This window comes from Gymnodinialimonas phycosphaerae (genome assembly GCF_019195455.1).
In the GTDB taxonomy this organism is placed as follows: Bacteria; Pseudomonadota; Alphaproteobacteria; order Rhodobacterales; family Rhodobacteraceae; genus Gymnodinialimonas; species Gymnodinialimonas phycosphaerae.
Genome location: NZ_JAIMBW010000001.1, coordinates 379,584 through 396,180 on the forward strand (window position 1 = coordinate 379,584; position 16,597 = coordinate 396,180).

Annotated in this window: 18 protein-coding genes; 7 read left to right on the forward strand and 11 right to left on the reverse strand. The window is 64.8% G+C overall.

The window, feature by feature from the left end:
- Window positions 1-43: 43 nt before the first annotated feature.
- Window positions 44-1,048 (reverse strand): type I glyceraldehyde-3-phosphate dehydrogenase, encoded by a 1,005-nt coding sequence (gene gap / locus KUL25_RS01915; RefSeq protein ID WP_257891376.1) that lies wholly within the window; start codon window positions 1,046-1,048, stop codon window positions 44-46.
- Window positions 1,049-1,278: 230 nt separating this feature from the next.
- On the opposite strand from gap, the gene KUL25_RS01920 reads away from it, so the two are divergent.
- Entirely contained in the window at window positions 1,279-2,247 is a 969-nt protein-coding gene (locus KUL25_RS01920) for a DUF808 domain-containing protein (protein WP_257891377.1), read from the forward strand.
- A 237-nt stretch (window positions 2,248-2,484) separates the two neighbouring features.
- On the opposite strand, the gene tkt is transcribed toward KUL25_RS01920, so the two are convergent.
- Window positions 2,485-4,500 (reverse strand): transketolase, encoded by a 2,016-nt coding sequence (tkt, locus tag KUL25_RS01925; protein ID WP_257891378.1) that lies wholly within the window; start codon window positions 4,498-4,500, stop codon window positions 2,485-2,487.
- A 318-nt stretch (window positions 4,501-4,818) separates the two neighbouring features.
- Here tkt and KUL25_RS01930 point away from each other — a divergent pair, with 318 nt between their 5' ends.
- Together KUL25_RS01930 and KUL25_RS01935 are read left to right on the forward strand one after the other, a co-directional pair.
- Window positions 4,819-5,790 (forward strand): coiled-coil domain-containing protein, encoded by a 972-nt coding sequence (locus KUL25_RS01930; protein ID WP_257891379.1) that lies wholly within the window; start codon window positions 4,819-4,821, stop codon window positions 5,788-5,790.
- Window positions 5,783-6,220 (forward strand): cell division protein ZapA, encoded by a 438-nt coding sequence (locus KUL25_RS01935; RefSeq protein WP_257891380.1) that lies wholly within the window; start codon window positions 5,783-5,785, stop codon window positions 6,218-6,220. The genes KUL25_RS01930 and KUL25_RS01935 overlap by 8 nt, the downstream gene beginning before the upstream one ends.
- A 108-nt stretch (window positions 6,221-6,328) precedes the next feature.
- Here the strand turns inward: KUL25_RS01935 and KUL25_RS01940 are convergent, their stop codons facing one another.
- A complete protein-coding gene (locus KUL25_RS01940; RefSeq protein WP_257891381.1) occupies window positions 6,329-6,994 on the reverse strand; it encodes an SDR family NAD(P)-dependent oxidoreductase in 666 nt (221 codons plus the stop codon).
- A gap of 102 nt (window positions 6,995-7,096) precedes the next feature.
- On the opposite strand from KUL25_RS01940, the gene KUL25_RS01945 reads away from it, so the two are divergent.
- The gene (locus KUL25_RS01945) at window positions 7,097-7,699 is read left to right on the forward strand and encodes a biotin transporter BioY (protein WP_257891382.1); all 603 of its coding nucleotides are present in this window, start codon (window positions 7,097-7,099) and stop codon (window positions 7,697-7,699) included.
- 282 nt (window positions 7,700-7,981) lie between these two features.
- Here the strand turns inward: KUL25_RS01945 and KUL25_RS01950 are convergent, their stop codons facing one another.
- Both KUL25_RS01950 and purF read right to left on the reverse strand, forming a co-directional pair.
- A complete protein-coding gene (locus KUL25_RS01950; RefSeq protein WP_257891383.1) occupies window positions 7,982-8,593 on the reverse strand; it encodes a DUF2199 domain-containing protein in 612 nt (203 codons plus the stop codon).
- A complete protein-coding gene (gene purF, locus KUL25_RS01955; protein WP_257891384.1) occupies window positions 8,590-10,083 on the reverse strand; it encodes an amidophosphoribosyltransferase in 1,494 nt (497 codons plus the stop codon). The genes KUL25_RS01950 and purF overlap by 4 nt, the downstream gene beginning before the upstream one ends.
- Window positions 10,084-10,230: 147 nt before the next feature.
- On the opposite strand from purF, the gene KUL25_RS01960 reads away from it, so the two are divergent.
- The gene (locus KUL25_RS01960) at window positions 10,231-10,686 is read left to right on the forward strand and encodes a hypothetical protein (protein WP_257891385.1); all 456 of its coding nucleotides are present in this window, start codon (window positions 10,231-10,233) and stop codon (window positions 10,684-10,686) included.
- Between the two features lie 31 nt (window positions 10,687-10,717).
- Here KUL25_RS01960 and KUL25_RS01965 read toward each other — a convergent pair whose 3' ends face one another.
- The gene (locus KUL25_RS01965) at window positions 10,718-11,284 is read right to left on the reverse strand and encodes a CvpA family protein (protein WP_257891386.1); all 567 of its coding nucleotides are present in this window, start codon (window positions 11,282-11,284) and stop codon (window positions 10,718-10,720) included.
- Window positions 11,285-11,334: 50 nt separating this feature from the next.
- Window positions 11,335-12,702 (reverse strand): DNA repair protein RadA, encoded by a 1,368-nt coding sequence (radA, locus tag KUL25_RS01970; RefSeq protein WP_257891387.1) that lies wholly within the window; start codon window positions 12,700-12,702, stop codon window positions 11,335-11,337.
- Window positions 12,703-13,097: 395 nt separating this feature from the next.
- On the opposite strand from radA, the gene KUL25_RS01975 reads away from it, so the two are divergent.
- Together KUL25_RS01975 and KUL25_RS01980 are read left to right on the forward strand one after the other, a co-directional pair.
- Window positions 13,098-13,940, forward strand: coding sequence for a hypothetical protein (locus KUL25_RS01975; protein ID WP_257891388.1), 843 nt, complete (start codon window positions 13,098-13,100; stop codon window positions 13,938-13,940).
- Between the two features lie 168 nt (window positions 13,941-14,108).
- Complete coding sequence (locus KUL25_RS01980) at window positions 14,109-14,234, forward strand: hypothetical protein (RefSeq protein ID WP_257891389.1); 126 nt, start codon at window positions 14,109-14,111, stop codon at window positions 14,232-14,234.
- Window positions 14,235-14,353: 119 nt separating this feature from the next.
- Here the strand turns inward: KUL25_RS01980 and KUL25_RS01985 are convergent, their stop codons facing one another.
- The 4 genes from KUL25_RS01985 to KUL25_RS02000 all read right to left on the reverse strand — a co-directional run bounded on the left by KUL25_RS01985 (window position 14,354) and on the right by KUL25_RS02000 (window position 16,536).
- Complete coding sequence (locus KUL25_RS01985; protein ID WP_257891390.1) at window positions 14,354-14,803, reverse strand: paraquat-inducible protein A; 450 nt, start codon at window positions 14,801-14,803, stop codon at window positions 14,354-14,356.
- Between the two features lie 146 nt (window positions 14,804-14,949).
- A complete protein-coding gene (locus tag KUL25_RS01990; RefSeq protein WP_257891391.1) occupies window positions 14,950-15,321 on the reverse strand; it encodes a hypothetical protein in 372 nt (123 codons plus the stop codon).
- Window positions 15,322-15,750 carry a hypothetical protein gene (locus KUL25_RS01995; RefSeq protein WP_257891392.1) on the reverse strand — a complete coding sequence of 143 codons (429 nt, stop codon included), beginning with the start codon at window positions 15,748-15,750 and terminating at the stop codon, window positions 15,322-15,324.
- A 42-nt stretch (window positions 15,751-15,792) separates the two neighbouring features.
- Window positions 15,793-16,536, reverse strand: coding sequence for an ABC transporter ATP-binding protein (locus KUL25_RS02000; protein WP_257891393.1), 744 nt, complete (start codon window positions 16,534-16,536; stop codon window positions 15,793-15,795).
- Window positions 16,537-16,597: the final 61 nt, after the last annotated feature.

Genomic DNA, 16,597 nt, shown 5'->3' on the forward strand with positions numbered 1-16,597 from the left:
GCACCCCGCGCTCAAGTAGCCCGAAGGGCGGTAGCGCAATAATCTAGTGCATCAACCGGCCCATGGCGCCAGCCACGTCGGCCATCCGGGCCGAGAAACCCCATTCGTTGTCATACCACGCCAGCACCCGAACGGTGCGCCCGCCGACGACCTTGGTCTGGTCGGGGGCGAAGATCGACGAATGGGTCGTGTGGTTGAAATCGACCGAGACCTTGGGCTCGGGATCATAGGACATCACCGCGCCCATGTGACCGGCGGCGGCTTCGGCCACCACTGCGTTGACGTCGGCGACCGTGACATGGCGGGCGGCTTCAAACGTCAGGTCCACGGCCGAGACGTTGGGCGTGGGAACCCGCAGGGCGGTGCCATCCAGGCGGCCTTCCATCTCGGGCAGCACTTCGGCCAGCGCCTTGGCCGCGCCCGTCGAGGTCGGGATCATCGCCATGGCAGCAGCGCGCGCGCGGTAAAGGTCGTTGTGGCGGCGGTCCAGCGTCGGCTGATCGCCGGTGTAGGAATGGATCGTCGTCATGATGCCGCGCTCCACGCCGATGGCCTCGTTCAGGACCTTCACAAGGGGGGCCAGGCAATTGGTGGTGCACGAGCCGTTGGAAATCATCCGCTCATCGGCGCGCATGTCGCGGTGGTTCACGCCGTAAACGACCGTGCGGTCGACGTTTTTCGCGGGCGCCGAGATCAGCACTTTCTTCGCGCCCCGCTCCAGATGCACCGCTGATTTCAGCCCATCGTTGAACTTGCCGGTGCACTCCAGCACCACGTCGCACCCCTCCCAATCCAGCTCGGCCGGATCATAGGTCGAGAAGACCTTCATCGGCCCGCGTCCCAGATCCATCGTGTCACCGTCAACGCGAACCTCCCCGGGGAAGCGGCCATGGACCGAGTCGTAGCGCAGCAGATGGGCAGAGGTTTCGACCGGGCCGGTTGCGTTGATCTTCACCACCTGCACGTCATTGCGGGCGCTTTCGGCGATATAGGCCAGCGTTGCACGTCCGATGCGGCCGAAACCGTTAATGCCGAGGGTGATGGTCATGGACGCTCTCCTATTGGTCGCTATTGGCCCTTGGATAGGCAGGCAAGCGCCGCGTGTGAACCCGAAAGAGCCCTGAATTCCGCATGTTAGCGGAAACGTTGGCGCAAACATCGGGTGGTTGCGCTAACAAGTGTGCGGCCCGCGCCGGACCGTTGTGGAACCCGCGACGGGTGGACGCCGTTGGCCTTTGACGTATGGTGCGCTCAACGCGCGGATTTTAAGGAACTGACATGAGCGGACTTCTGGCCCTTCTGGATGACGTGGCAGCGATTGCGAAGGTGGCGGCGGCCTCGGTGGATGATGTCATCGGTCAGGCGGCCAAGGCGGGCGCGAAAGCGGCGGGCGCGGTGATAGACGACGCTGCTGTCACGCCGAAATACGTCCACGGGTTCGAGGCCAAGCGAGAGCTGCCCATCGTGTGGAAAATCGCGCGCGCCTCCGTCTTCAACAAGCTGGTCATCCTGTTGCCGGTGGCCCTGCTGCTGTCGGCTTTCGCGCCGTGGATGATCCCGCCGCTGTTGATGCTTGGCGGGGCGTATCTGTGTTTCGAGGGGGCCGAGAAGATCCACCATTGGCTGTCGCCCGCCCACCACGATGTGGAGGAGCTGACCCAGAAGAAGATGTCGGATGAGGACAGCGCCCACCTGGAAGAGCAGAAGGTCAAAGGCGCGATCAAGACCGACTTCATCCTGTCGGCCGAGATCATGACCATCGCCTTGGCCGCGTTGGAGACCGACAACATCTGGTTCCGCGCCGGTGCCCTTGCGGTGGTGGCAATCGGGATCACCATGCTGGTCTACGGCGCCGTCGCCCTGATCGTGAAAGCCGATGACGTGGGTCTGCACATGGCCGCAAACGGTCGGGCCGGGGTCACGCGCCAGACGGGCGAGTTGATCGTCCGCGGCATGCCGGGGTTCTTGGCGGGCCTGACGGTTGTCGGCACGGCGGCGATGCTGTGGGTTGGTGGCTCGATCATCGTGCATAGCCTGGCCGAACTGGGTTGGCATGGCCCCGAAGACTGGATCGACGGGGTCGCCCACGCCGTGGGCGGCGAGAGTGGCTTGATCATCTGGCTGGTGAAGGCCGCCATCGATGGTGTCTTCGGCATCGTGCTGGGGATGCTGATCATCCCCGTCGTCACCTATGTGATCGCGCCCACGATGCGCGCGGTGGGCATGGGCGGGGATGCCGCCCATTAAGGCTTTGAGGCAACGCGCAGCTATAGCGACCCTTCAAAACAAGGCGGTTAATCATTTGTTCAGATTTGTGTGTTAACCACGACGCAGGGTCGAATAGCCGATTGGCTTTTGATCCATTTAAGCGAAGCCCCCGGCGGTCTGGACCCTGCCGGGGGCGGACGCTTCCCACCCGCAACTGGTAGGAAAAAACCCGCCCGCCCACGCGCAAGGAGCGGGCGGGTTCTTTTGCCATGTCGCTTACAGCAGCGCCTTGACCTTGGCGGCAACCGCCTCGGCAGTGATGCCGAAGTGGGCGTAAAGCTCTTCCGCGGGGGCGGAGGCACCGAAGTCGTGCATCCCCACAAAACCGCCCTTTTCGCGCTTGCCGCGCTCACCATACAACCAGCGATCCCAACCGAAGCGGATCGCGGCCTCTACCGCCACACGCACCGGGCCGCCCGGAAGCACGCGCTTGCGGTAGCCCTCTTCCTGCTCTTCGAACAGTTCCCAGCACGGCATGGAGACAACGCGGGTGCCGATGCCCTCGGCCTGCAACAAGTCGCGCGCGGCCATGGCGATGGCAACCTCGGACCCGGTGGCCATAAGGATCGCCTGACGTTTCCCCTCGGCGTCGGCCAGAACGTAAGCGCCCTGGGCGGTCAGGTTCTTTGTCTTGTGCTCGGTCCGCACCGTCGGCAGGCCCTGGCGGCTCAGCGCGAGGGTGGAGGGTGTGGTGGTGGACGTCAGCGCCAGCTCCCAGGCCTCGGCCGTTTCCACCGCGTCCGCCGGGCGGAAGACGTTCATGTTGGGCGTGGCGCGCAACATGGCGAGGTGTTCCACCGGCTGGTGCGTCGGGCCGTCCTCGCCCACACCGATGCTGTCATGGGTCATCACGTAGACCGGCGCGATCTTCATCAAGGCCGACAGGCGCATTGCGGGGCGTGCATAATCGGTGAAGGTGAAGAAGGTGCCGCCATAGGGCTTCACCCCGCCGTGCAGCGCCATGCCGTTCATCGCCGCCGCCATCGCGTGTTCGCGGATGCCGTAGTGGATGTGGCGGCCCTTGCGATCCTCGGGCGAGAAGACGCCAAGCCCGCCGGTGTTCGTCAGGTTGGAGCCGGTCAGGTCCGCCGAGCCGCCAAGGGTCTCTGGCACGATCGTGTTGATCACCTCCAGCGCCATCTGGCTGGCCTTGCGGGTCGCAACCTTGGGCTGCTCTTCGGACATCTGTTTTTTCAGCGCCTTGATGGTGGCCGACAGCTTCTTGGGCGCCTCACCGGCAAAGGTGCGGGTGAACTCGGCCTGCTTGTTGGCTGAAAGCGCGGCGAAGCGGGCCTCCCACTCAGTGCGGGCGTCCGCCCCCTTGGCGCCGACACTTTCCCACCATGCTTTCAGGTCGGACGGGATCTCGAAGGGCGCATGGCTCCAGCCATAGGCGGCCTTGGTGTCGGCAACCACCTTGTCGTCGGTCAACGCGCCGTGGCCCTTGGCGGTGTCTTGCGCGCTGGAGCCGATGGCGATGTGGGTCTTGCAGGCGATCATCGCAGGACCGCTGGAAGCCTTGGCGGCAGTCAGCGCCGCGTCGATGGCGGCGGGATCATGGCCGTCACACTCAAACACATCCCAACCCGACGCCGCAAAGCGCGCCTTCTGGTCGGTGCGGTCGGACATCGACACGTTACCGTCGATGGTGATGCCGTTGTCGTCCCACATCACGATCAGGCGCGACAGCTCCTGGCGGCCGGCCAGTGCCAGCGCCTCCTGGCTGACACCCTCCATCAGGCAGCCATCACCGGCGATGCAATAGGTGTAGTGGTCGATGATCTTCTTGCCCCAGACCGCGCGCAGATGCTCTTCGGCCATGGCGAAGCCCACGGCATTGGCGATGCCCTGACCCAGCGGGCCGGTCGTTGTCTCCACGCCTTTCACGTGGCCATACTCCGGGTGGCCCGCCGTGATCGCGCCCAACTGGCGGAAGTTCTTGATCTGCTCCAGCGTCATGTCCTTGTAGCCGGTCAGATGCAGCAGCGAATAGATCAGCATCGACCCATGGCCCGCCGACAGGATGAAGCGGTCGCGGTTGGGCCAATCGGGGGCAGAGGCGTCAAACGACAGGTGCTTGTCGAACAGCACCGTGGCGACATCGGCCATGCCCATCGGCATGCCGGAGTGGCCGGAATTGGCGGCGGCCACGGCGTCCAGCGTCAGGGTGCGGATGCAGGCGGCGCGGGCCCAATGGTCGGGATTGGCGCTGGCGAGGGCTTTGATATCCATCGAGGGATCCTTTGTGGCAGCTATGGTCGTGCTTGGGGCGTTGGTTGCAGGCGTGATATCAAAGGCCGGATGAAGTGCAAGGCGCTGAACGGGTTTTGAGCGTGATTGAGGGGCTTTGGCGGGCTGAATCTGGCCAAAATCGCCGGGTGAGGCGCGGAAAACCTTGCAAACCGATGCCATTTGACCCCCAAATAGGCTTACGTTAGAGGCAGGACACACGACATCTGCGATAGAACGCGCGACAAGCGCGTCAGGGCGGGATGTCGGGAAATCTAAACACCGCGCGTTTGCGTGGACCACGAGGGGGCACCGGCAGTCATGGGCGACGTAGCCGATTTTGAACAACTCAGCGCGCTGGAACGGCGCTTGTCAAAGGCCCTGGACCGGATCGCGGCGGGCGTGGCGGCGGCGGACACCGGGTCTGGACCGGATGTGGCGGCCGATGTCGCGGCCGCTCAGGCCGAGGCGGAAGCCGCAATTCAGGATGCAGAGACCCGCGCCACCGAGGCGGAAGAACGGGTGAGCGCGCTGGAGGCCCGGCTGGCCGAGACCCAGGACGCCCTGAGCGACGCGCTGGAAGAGGTCACATCGGCGCGCGCCGAAACCGACGTCGCACGCGCGGAGGCTGAAACAGCGCGGGTGCACGCGGCGCAGACGCCGGGCACCGATGCGGCCACGCTCGCCGGACTCGAACAGCGCTTGGCGGCGGCAGAGGCCTCACGCGGGATGGCGCAGGCGGACCTTGCGGCGCGGGCGGATGAACTGGCCGAGAAAGACGCGGCCCTGGCCGAGTTGCAGGCGGCGCTGGAGGCGGCTCAGGCAGAGGCCGCCGACGCGTCGGCATCTGGGATGGACGCCGAACCCGAAGCAGAGACCGAAGATATGGAGAAGGCCCTGGCCGTGATGGGCCGCCGGGTGGAACGCGCCCGCGCCGAGCGCGATCAGGCCCGCATGGCCTGCGACGCCGCGACGGATGCCCTGGACGAGATCAAGGAAGCGACCGGCGCGGTCGTTGACGAGCGCATCTTGGCGCTGCGCCGCCAGTTGCGCCTGATGCGGACCCGGGCCGAGGATCTGGCGGCACAGGTGTCGTTGCTGCAAAGCGGGGCCAGTGTCGACGCGACGCTGCTTGACCAGGGCTTGCTGGCCGAGGTGGAGACCCTGCGCCAGCTACGTGACACGGACGCGGCGGAACTGGACCGGATCGTGCAGGAAATGCAGGCCGGATTGGATATGGCGGCCTCGGAAAGGGCAGCGCCGGAAACAGTGGATGGAGGCCCCAATGCCTGAGGTGGAAATCGAGATCGGCACCCGCGTCTTCAGTGTCGCCTGCCAGGATGGTGAAGAGCCGTTCCTGCGCTCGGCGGCAAAGATGCTGGATACGGAAGCTGCGGTGGTCCTGGGGCAGATTGGGCGCATGCCGCCCGAGCGGATGCTGTTGATGGCGGGCCTGATGCTGGCCGACAAGACGGCGGCGCTGGAGGATGACCTGCGCGAGTTGCAGGACAAGATCGCGACCCAGGACCGGGCCCTGCGCTCGGCGGAAGAGCGGTTGGCGGACCGGGGCCGCAAGATTGCCGAGATGCAGCAAAGCGGTGGCGAGGGGGCGTCGGTGGCGATCCCGGAAGAGCTGAGCGCCGGATTTGCCGAATTGGCGGCCCGGGCCGAGGCGATGGCGGAAGCGATGGAAGCCGCTGGTGAGGCCCCTTCGGGGGACTGATTACATCGCAGATCAGCGGGATTGCGCCGCCTTCGGCGTCGCCCGCGCGCGCTTCGCGCGGCGGTTGCGCCCTTCGGGCGCGGTGGCCCGCTTCGCGGGCAAGAAAAACTAGGAAAAGACGGAACCCAACAGCCGCCCGGCCTCTTGCGCGGGATCGGCCAGTGGGGCGCGATCCTCGCCGGGGTAGAAGCGCGCGCGCACGGCGGTGGGCATGGGCTTGGGCCGCAACAGGTGAACTGCGGTCGGGACCTTGGCCGTTTCGGCCTGCCAGCTTTGCACCAGCGCCCGCTGCGCGGCCTTCGACATGGCGTAGGGGCTGGCGTATTTCTCATCCCAATCGTCATCGAAGAAGATCGCGGTGGGGGCGTCCGACGGGGTGATCAGCGGCTCTACATTCGCGATCAGACGGGAAATCCCCCGGATATTCGTCGCGATGACCTTGTCCAGGTCCTTGGCCTGCACATGGGGCGCAGGGGTCAAGGCGCTGACATGGATCGCCGTGTGGACCCAGATATCGGCGCGGCCCCAGCGGTCGTAGACCGAGCGGCACAGATGCGCGATGGCCCCGTCATCGGTCAGGTCCATGGGCGCCAGCGTGGCTTGCCCGCCCGCCGCCTTGATCCGGTCGTCCAGATCCTCCAACCCGCCGATGGTGCGCGCCACGGCGACCACATGGGCGCCGTTTTCGGCCAACCACAGGGCAGAGGCGGCACCGAGGCCACGGGACGCACCGGTCACGAGTGCGATTTTTCCTGAGAGCAGTTTTTCGGTCATGGCGCGCCTGTTGCCTGCTTGCGCGCCCAAGCGCAAGGGGTATACCTTTGCGGCAACGGGCGGTGGCGCCCTGCAAGTGACACGGGACAAGGGATTTCCGATATGGGTGGCAACGCAACACTACTTTCCGCAACGCTTGGGCAAGAGGGCCTTGTACGCAAAGCCCTGCTGGTGCTTGGCGGCACGATCCTGATCGCGCTGGCGGCGCGCACCTCGGTGCCGATGTTCCCGGTGCCGATGTCGCTGCAAACGCTGGCGATCCTGGCGGTCGGCTTCTCGTTCGGCTCACGCCTGGGCGCGATCACCGTCCTGGCCTACCTCGCGCAAGGCTTCGCGGGTCTGCCGGTCTTCACGCCCTCCACGATGATGGGACCGCTGGCCTTCGCCGGTCCCACGGCGGGCTTCCTTCTGGGCTTCGTGGCCATGGCCTGGGCGGCGGGTTTCGCCGCTGAACGCGGCCTGGCGCGCGGTTTCCTCGGCACGGCGGTCGCGGGCATCGTGATCTCGGCGCTGCTTTACGTGCCGGGCATTGCTTGGCCAATGGCCGTTGCCAGCGTCACCGGCATCGAGGCCGGTTGGGTCGGCCAGGGCTTCGGCTACTACTGGACCTACTTCATCTCCAGCTTCCTGATCGGCGACGCGGTGAAGGCCATTCTGGCTGCCCTCGTCGTGACCGGCGGTTGGGCCGCGCTGGCGCGCCGCTGACATCCCCGCAATGGCGGGTTCCCGCCGTTGAAGATGTGTGACCGGCCCCCGATCAAGGGGCCGGTCGCTTCCGTTTCAGGGGGGCCTTTTACAGGACACGTCCCATGCGCATCCTTGCCCTTGTTGCTGCCCTTGCCTGGAGGTCGATGCCGCCTCGCGCACCTGCACGGCGGAGGGGCGCTTGCCGTCCGAAACCGATTTGCTGGGGCGGATCTCGCCGCTTTACGTCGTCGTGCGCACCGATGCGGGGACCCAGCGGTTGATCCTGCAATTCGGGGGCAGCTAGGCCCTGAGGTGGTCGGCCACGTCGCCGCAGCCGAAACTCTCGTAAATTTCAAGGATTTGAGTGGCGGTCAGGCCCTCTTGTTGCGCCGCGTAGAACGGGTGTTTGGGGGTCGTGATCCAATAAAGCGGCGTGCGCCCCTCCGAGTAGGGTACGACCACGCCCTCGGTCAGCAGGGGGCCCGTCAGGCGGGGCAATTGAGTGTAGAGCCAAGAGGGCATCTCACCCAGTTTGTCGGCATCGCCGCGAACCTGGGCAGAGCGAAACCGCGCGTGCAGACCGGCCTTCAAAGAACACCAAACACCAAGGAACACGGTGCCTTCGGTCCCCTGGACCGGGATGGGCAGGTAAGCGCGCAACAGGTTGTTGCCGTCACGCCGCGCGTAGTTCTCGGTGAACAATTCCATCCCGCCGGCCTCGAATGCCGCATCCTCGGCGGGCTCTGGCGGGTTCTTCCAACTGAACGGCGCCTCGGGGCGCACGGCCTTGGCCACGACCACGTCCGTGCCGCAGCAGGTACAAACATTGTCGGGGTCCACCAATCGGCGGGCGAGTTCCGCTTCGGGGACGACGCGGGCGGGTTTGGAGCGGCGGAAGATCTTGCGGATCATTCCGCGGCCTCCACCAGTTCGAACCCTTTCGCGATCTGGTCCGTCGGCGTGACGGGGTATTCGCCCGAGAAACAGGCGTCACAATAGGCGGGCTTGGCCGGGTCGCGGCCCTTGGCCTCGCCCACGGCGCGGTAAAGACCGTCGAGCGAGATGAACTTGAGGCTGTCAACGCCCAGGTAGCTGCACATTTCATCAGGCGTCATTGTCGCGGCGAGCAGCTTGGACCGCTCGGGCGTGTCGACACCGTAGAAACACGGCCATTCCGTGGGCGGAGAGGCGATGCGGAAATGCACCTCCGCCGCGCCCGCATCCAGGATCATCTCCTTGATCTTGCGGCTGGTTGTGCCGCGCACGACGCTGTCATCCACCAGGATCACGCGCTTGCCCTTGATCAGGGCCCGGTTGACGTTCAGCTTCAGGCGCACACCCATGTTGCGGATCTGCTCGGACGGCTCAATGAACGTGCGGCCCATGTATTGGTTGCGGATGATGCCCATCGCGTAGGGAATGCCGCTTTCCTGGCTATAGCCAATCGCCGCGGGCGTCCCTGAGTCAGGCACCGGGCAAACAAGGTCTGCGTCCACCGGCGCTTCCTTGGCCAGTTCCACCCCGATCTGACGGCGCGTCTCGTAGACAGATCGCCCGCCGATGATGCTGTCGGGGCGCGAGAAATAGACATGCTCGAAGATGCAGAAGCGGGGGCGCTTTTGCTCAAACGGTTTTGAGGATTCAATGCCTTTGTCCGTGATCACCACCATCTCGCCGGGGGCGACCTCGCGGATCAGCTCTGCGCCGATGATGTCGAGGGCGCAGGTCTCGGACGACAGCACATAGCCTTCGCCCAACTTGCCGATCACCAGCGGCCGCACGCCAAGGGCATCGCGGCACCCGATCAGCTTGGTGCGGGTCATGGCGACGATGGAAAACGCGCCTTCCACCCGGCGCAGACCGTCTTTCATCCGCTCGGGGATGTTGCGTTGCAAGGACCGCGCCATCAGGTGGATGATGCATTCGCTGTCACTGGAGGATTGGAAGATCGACCCGCGGTCGATCAATTCCTTTCGCAACTCATCGGCGTTGACGATGTTGCCGTTGTGCGCAATCGCCGCCCCGCCCATGGAGAACTGGCCGAAGAAGGGTTGCACGTCGCGGATCTGGGTGGCGCCCTTCGATCCGGCGGTGGAATAGCGGACATGGCCGATGCCGATGGAGCCGGGAAGCGTTTCCATCACCTTCTGAGACGTGAAGGTGTCGCGCACGTAGCCAAAGCGGCGGGCCTCGGAAAAACCGGCCTCGGGATCATAGGTGACGATGCCACCCGCTTCCTGTCCGCGATGTTGCAGGGCGTGCAGCCCCAGGGCCACGAAATTGGCAGCGTCAGATACACCGATGACACCGAAGACCCCACATTCCTCGCGCAACTTGTCGTCGTCGCGCGCATCGAAGGGATGCCATGGAAATTCGGGGGCGGGGAAGACTGTCTCGTCCATCGGGCGAATCCTTGGTCCTTGGCGTCAGGGGACACATAGGACGCCTTTGCTGCGGTGTCACGAAACGATCATACTTCAAATGGACCGGTGCGGGAATTTGCGCTAGGATGGCGCACAAACAAAAGCAAGAACAGGCGGAGCAGATCCATGCGTCTATTGATTTTACTGGCCGGGGTCGCGATGGCGGGAAGCTACGTCGTGACGTGGGTCGAGCCGCCGTTCGCGGGGCAAGAGATTTCGCCGTCGGTGCTGATTGGTGATGATTTGCAAAGCCTTGTAACCGAGGGGTCCTGGCAGGCCCGGGTCTTTCTGGCCGGCTTCGCCCTTGCGGCTGTTTCGGCCTTGTTGGCGGTATTGGGGCGCACGCCTTCGTTCTTTGCGCTTCTGGCGGGGATCTCGCCGGTGGTTTTGGGCGTGCACTACTATCTGCGCGCCGAGGACGTGCGCGCCGACTTCGGCCTGCCGTTTTCGGTGAACTTCCAAGACCTCGGGCAGGTCTACGATTTGCTGGGTGATTTCATCCGCGCGGGGCTGTGGATGTACCTGGGCGGCGCAGTCGTTTTGCTGCTTGCCGGTCTGGCCGGGCGATCCGCCGGGCGCTAGGTCTCGTGCGCCACAGCAGGCTGCGCCGTGCCTATTCGGCAGCAGGCACCTCGGCGCCGTCGATCAGGGTCTCGTAACGCTCCAGGATCCAGCCGGGGACATCGGTCGGGATCTGCGCCTCGATCGTGGCTTGCATATTGGCGAAAACGGCGGCCGAGCGACTGTCCGAAATCGCGGCGATGGGCTCGTCGCCCACGATACGCTCATAGGCGATCAGGGCCACCACGACCAGCAACACGCCACGCGCCACGCCAAACAGGAAACCAAGCCCCGCGTCGATCCCACCAAGCGCCGAGCGTTGCACGACCGATGAAAGCAGCGGCGTGAAGATCGAGACCACCACAAGGGCCACCACGAAAACGATGGCGAAGCTGGCGAGGATCCCCAGTTCGCGCGATTCACCGATGAAATCGCCAAGCATCGGGATTTCCGAGATCAGCGGCAGGGCGTTGGGGGCGAAGATGAAGGCGATGAATGCCGCCGCGACCCAACCGACGATCGACATGACCTCGCGGATGAAGCCGCGCGCATAGGCGAGGATGGCAGAGATCACGATCACGCCGCCCACGATCCCGTCAAAAATGGTAAATCCGTCCATGTTTGCCCTCTTACCTCAACTCGTCCCGCTTTTGGGGCCTTTTTTGCGTGTCAGCCTGCCCCGAAGATGTCGCCCACGAAACTGGGCAGGTCCGAGTAGGACTTCACGTTTACGCCCGCGTTGTCGGTAATGCGACACCCCGCAGGCGCGATTGCAGTTGAAAAACCAAGTTTCACCGCTTCTTTCAACCGATTTTCCGCCTGAGACACCGGACGAAGCGCGCCAGACAGCGAAAGTTCCCCAAATACCACGGTCTCAACGGGCAAGGCGCTGTCTTCGCGGGCCGACAGCAGGGCGGCGGCCACAGCCAGATCGGCGGCAGGCTCGGATATACGCATGCCGCCTGCAATGTTCAGATAGACGTCGAGGCCCTGGAAACTGATGCCCGCACGCGCCTCCAGCACGGCCAGGATCATCGACAGGCGCGACCCGTCCCACCCCACCACCGCGCGGCGCGGTTGGCTCAGGTTCGACGGCGCGACAAGGGCCTGGAACTCCACCAACACCGGGCGCGTGCCCTCGATGCCCGCAAACACCACCGACCCCGGCGCGGGTTGTTCACGGTCCGAAAGGAACAGGGCAGAGGGGTTGGACACCTCGGCCAGGCCCCGGCCCGTCATCTCGAACACGCCGATCTCATCGGCGGGGCCGAAGCGGTTCTTCACCGACCGCAGGATGCGGAACTGGTGGCCGCGCTCGCCCTCGAAATACAGCACCGTGTCGACCATGTGCTCCACCACGCGGGGGCCCGCGATCTGGCCTTCCTTGGTGACATGGCCCACCAGCATCACCGACGTGCCCCGCCGCTTGGCGAAAGTCGTCAACTCGTGGGACGACGCGCGCACCTGGCTGACGCTTCCCGGCGCAGAATCCACGGTGTCGAGCCACATCGTCTGGATCGAATCGATGATGGCCAGATCAGGTTGCTCGGCCTCCAGCGTGGTGATGATGTCGCGCAGGTTGGTCTCGGACGCGAGCATCACGGCGCTATCAGACAGCCCAAGACGGTCGGCGCGCATGCGCACCTGCGCCGTGGCTTCCTCGCCGGACACATACACCACCTTCAGGCCCTGACGCGCAAAGGCGGCGGCGGCCTGCAACAGCAGCGTGGATTTGCCGATGCCCGGATCGCCCCCCACCAACGTGGCCGAGGCCGGGACAAGGCCACCGCCCAATACCCGGTCCAACTCCGCCACACCCGCCGATTGACGCGGCGGCGGCGTTTCCTTGGTGCGCAGATCCTTCAGGATCATCTTGCGGCCCTTGGCCGATCCCAACGCCCCCTTGCCGGGGCCCGTGCCAAGGGGCGTCTCCTCGCGGATGGTGTTCCACTCGCCGCAATCATCACAGCGCCCCGACCACTTCTTGTGGACAGCGCCGCAGGTCGAGCAGGTGAATTGGGTGACAGGTTTGGCCATGGGGTGCGTTTAGCCGAGGGCGCGGGGAAGGGGAATAGGGCGCGCGTTCAGGAATTGTTGTCATTTCTCCGTCAAATTGCCCCCGACAGATCTTGTTTTGGCCCGCGCCAATGGCGATCACCGGGCCAATAAGAAAGCAGGCAACGACGCAGGGGTTAACGATGCAACACGTCAAACGCGCCGCCGGCGCGGTCGTGGTGGCAAGCGCGCCGGCGACATCGCCCATGCGCGCTGCGCATGACCCTCAGGGTCTGACGCCCCCCCTTTGATGCGCCGCCAAAGGCGTGCCCCAACACAGCCGCGACGATGGCCCATTCGCGCGGCCCCCACCCAATGATTGAGGATGTGAAACCATGAGAAAACTCGGCGCAAGCGTTGCAGTGGCCGCGACGTAGATGGCAAGCAGCGCGGCACTGGCCTGGCCCTCGGAATTCGTGTTCGATTCGTTGTGGAGCACGATTCGAACCGGCCCGATCGGGCTCGGCGCAGACGCGAACTTCGTCCCCTTCGGCCGTGTCGCGCAAGAATTTGTCTGGGTTCGGGGCGGGCATGGCTTCACCCTGAAACCGAGCGATAGCCTGTATGCACAAACCAGCTTCTTTGACACGTCCCCGGAACTCACCTTCGTGGTCTTTGCGACCGGCCCCAACGACGATGTTTTCGACACGCTGACAACGGCCGTCTCTCCTTATCCGGACCCCAGTGCGGTCCTCGAAAGAAGTACGCCAACCACGTTTGATCTCGATGATGGGCTCTACGCGCTCAACCTGGTGGTCTTTGCCAATTGCGTGAATCCCAGTGGCAACTGCTACGGCGTGGACCAATTCAGCGTTTTCGTCACCTTGGATGGTGCGGTCAACATCACGCCAAGCGCCGTGCAGGCGCTGGTGCAATACCTCGCCCATCAAAGCGCGCATCATGTGGTCTCAACCGCCACCTCTGCGACGCAGGGCGCATCACCCGTCTCGCAGGCGACGCGCAACGCGGCGGTGTCGCTGACGCGGGTGCAGGGGACCACGGATGTCCTGGTCTCGACCCGGTCCATGCCGGGCCTCACGGGCAACCTCTACACCTGGGCGGAAATCACGGGCTTTTACGGCGAACATCGCGGCAACGCCCCGGATGTGCGCGGCAGCGGCGTGCAAATCGGTGCCGACGTGGCGCTGGGGCCCCATGTCATCGCGGGCATTTCGCTTGGCCATACGGAGGTGACGGGAACCAGCGGCACGCTGCTGTGAAGCGGGACCCAGACCCAGAGGTTCACGCAGGCCTCCCTCGGGATGGAGGTCAGCCTTGATGTCGAGGGTGGATCCTACTTCGCGGGCTTCCACGCCGATCACCTGACCCGGGGCACAAACCTTGCGCTGACCCAGGATCTGTTGGCGGGCGAAGGCTGAACCGGTCGGGTGGAATTCGGCGGCCAGACGGACCTGGGCCGGGGCCTTGGCCTCAACACCAGCGTAGAGGTTCGCGGCCTCGGCGGTGAGATGCGCACCGTCTCGGGCGGCCTGCGGGTGGCGCTCACGTTCTGAATTGGGCGCTGTCTGACGACGGGGAAAATGGTTAACGGCGCAACCCGTTAACCTTTTTGTTGAGTGATATCAATGCCATGAGGGGGTGCTCAAGCTTGAGCACCCCCGCTCACCGCCTCTCAGCCCTTGATCACGGCCCGTTTCGTCAGCATCGAAATGCCCAGGGAAACCAGCACGCTGCCCGTAAACAGCCACAGCCCCCACGCCGTCTCGACCCGTCCCACCGACAGCCCCTTGGCGAGCGTGATATAGACGGCAATCAGGAAAACATCCGCCATCGCCAGCTTGCCTGCAATCTCTAGCGCAGGCAGCAGCCGAGCGGGGGCGCGGGACAGGTGGATGAGGGTCAGCACGATCGTCTTGACCATCGGAGAGACCAGCGCAAAAACCGCCACAAGGGCCGCCAGCGCATATTCCCCATCGTCCCAAAGGGCTGCGAGGCCCGACAGGATGGAAATTTCCGACAGACCGAACAACGGCAACAAACCCGCGCGCATCAGCGGCGCCATCCACGAGACCGGAAACAGCACCAGCAGGCACAGGTTGGCGGCAATCAGGGCTTTGGGCATGGCAGGCCTTTCTCGGAGTCTGTTCGGGATCTGTGCGGTTTGCTGAGACGGTTCAAGGATCTGGCGGTGCGTTCCTTCATAAGGACGGCGCCGGAGTGGTGGGGCATAGGAAGCAATAGCGCATGTTTGTGGAACAAGTGGGGCGTTCAGATCAGTTGGCGGTAGGTGACGATGGCCGCAGCGACAAACACCGTGAGGGCGAGACGAGGCAGGTCGCGACGGCTGCTTGGCGCGTCGCGGACCTCCACCAGGGCCATGTGGGTGCCATAGGCGCAGCCCGCAGGAAACAGGATCGCGATGAAGGCCACGACGCTAGGCAGGCCGATGAGCGCGCCAATCAGAACCACGGCGACAAGGACGATCATGGCGGGAACGAGGTGGGTAAGCAGCTCGACCCCGGCGGCGATGTGGGCCCCCTTTGGCAGCGCGCGCAGGTGCAGGGCCCAAACCGTGCCGGTCAGGGCGGTGTAGCTCCAGAGGAGGGTGGCCAAGGCCTCGATCAGGGCGATGGCGGTCATCTACCAGACCACCGCAAGGGGAAGGGCGAGGGCGACGAGCAGCGCGGCCGCAGCAACGAGCGTGGCAATGTCGAGACCGCGAGGGCGCAGCCCGGTCTTGATCGCAGAGCGGGTCCAGCTGACCGCCAGCCAGGAAACGGCGAAGATCCAAAGGAATGACCAGAGGCCGGAGGTGCGCCAGCTTTGGGGCACAGCGCCGGGGGCAAGAGTCTCGATCAGGCCGAGGGCCGCGACGAGGAGCGTTGCGACAAGCACGATCCAATGCAGGGGCCGCTGTTCGGGAAAGCGACGGAGCTTCAGGATCGCGCTGACAAAGATGAGCAGGGGGATTAGGCGGATCAGGGCGGCGCCCACGAGGACCAGCGCAAATTGTGGCCCGCTGAAGGCGAGGCCGAAGTCAGCGTAGCCGGTGATGGGGTCGGTTTCCATGGCTTTGGTTTGGCGCGGGCGGCGCGGGGGCGCAAGGGGGTGTCAGCGCAGGGTCTCGATCGGGCCGGTGGGGCTGCCGGAGATGAATTGGTGCAAGTATGGGTCGTCGGCGGTGTCGATGGCCGATACGGGGCCGTGCCAGCGGATCTTGCCGTTGTGGAGCATGGCGACAGTGCTTGCGATGGCGCGCACGGATGACATGTCGTGGGTGATCGTGACGGTCGTCGCCCCCATCTCGGTCGAGATTTCCCGCACCAGGTCGTTGATGACGCCGGACATGATCGGATCGAGGCCGGTGGTCGGCTCATCGAAGAAGATGATCTCGGGGGAGGCGGCGATGGCGCGGGCCAGGCCGGCGCGTTTCTGCATGCCACCGGAAAGCTCTGAGGGGTAAAGGTCCGCGGTATCGGGATTGAGGCCCACGCGGCGAAGTTTCTCGATCGCCAACTCGCGGGCGTCTTTGCGGGGCATGCGGGTTTGCAACAGGCGGAAGGCGACGTTTTGCCAGACGGGCATGGAATCGAACAGGGCGGCGCCCTGGAACAGCATGCCGAACTTGTCGAGGAAGTCGGCGGTGTTGTCGGCACCGTCGATCTGGATCGTGCCCGCGTCGGGCGTGATCAACCCGAGGATGCATTTGAGCAGTACCGATTTCCCGCTGCCCGAGCCGCCGATGACCACGAGGCTTTCACCCGTGGCGATATCGAGCGTGATGCCGTCAAGGACGGACTTGGGGCCGAAGCTTTTGCTGAGGCCGCGCAGGGCGATTTTCGGCGGTGTCGTCATGGGATTGGCCAGGCTGCGGCGGCGGGCGTCCCATCCACCCACCCCTGCCTGCCGCCGCAAC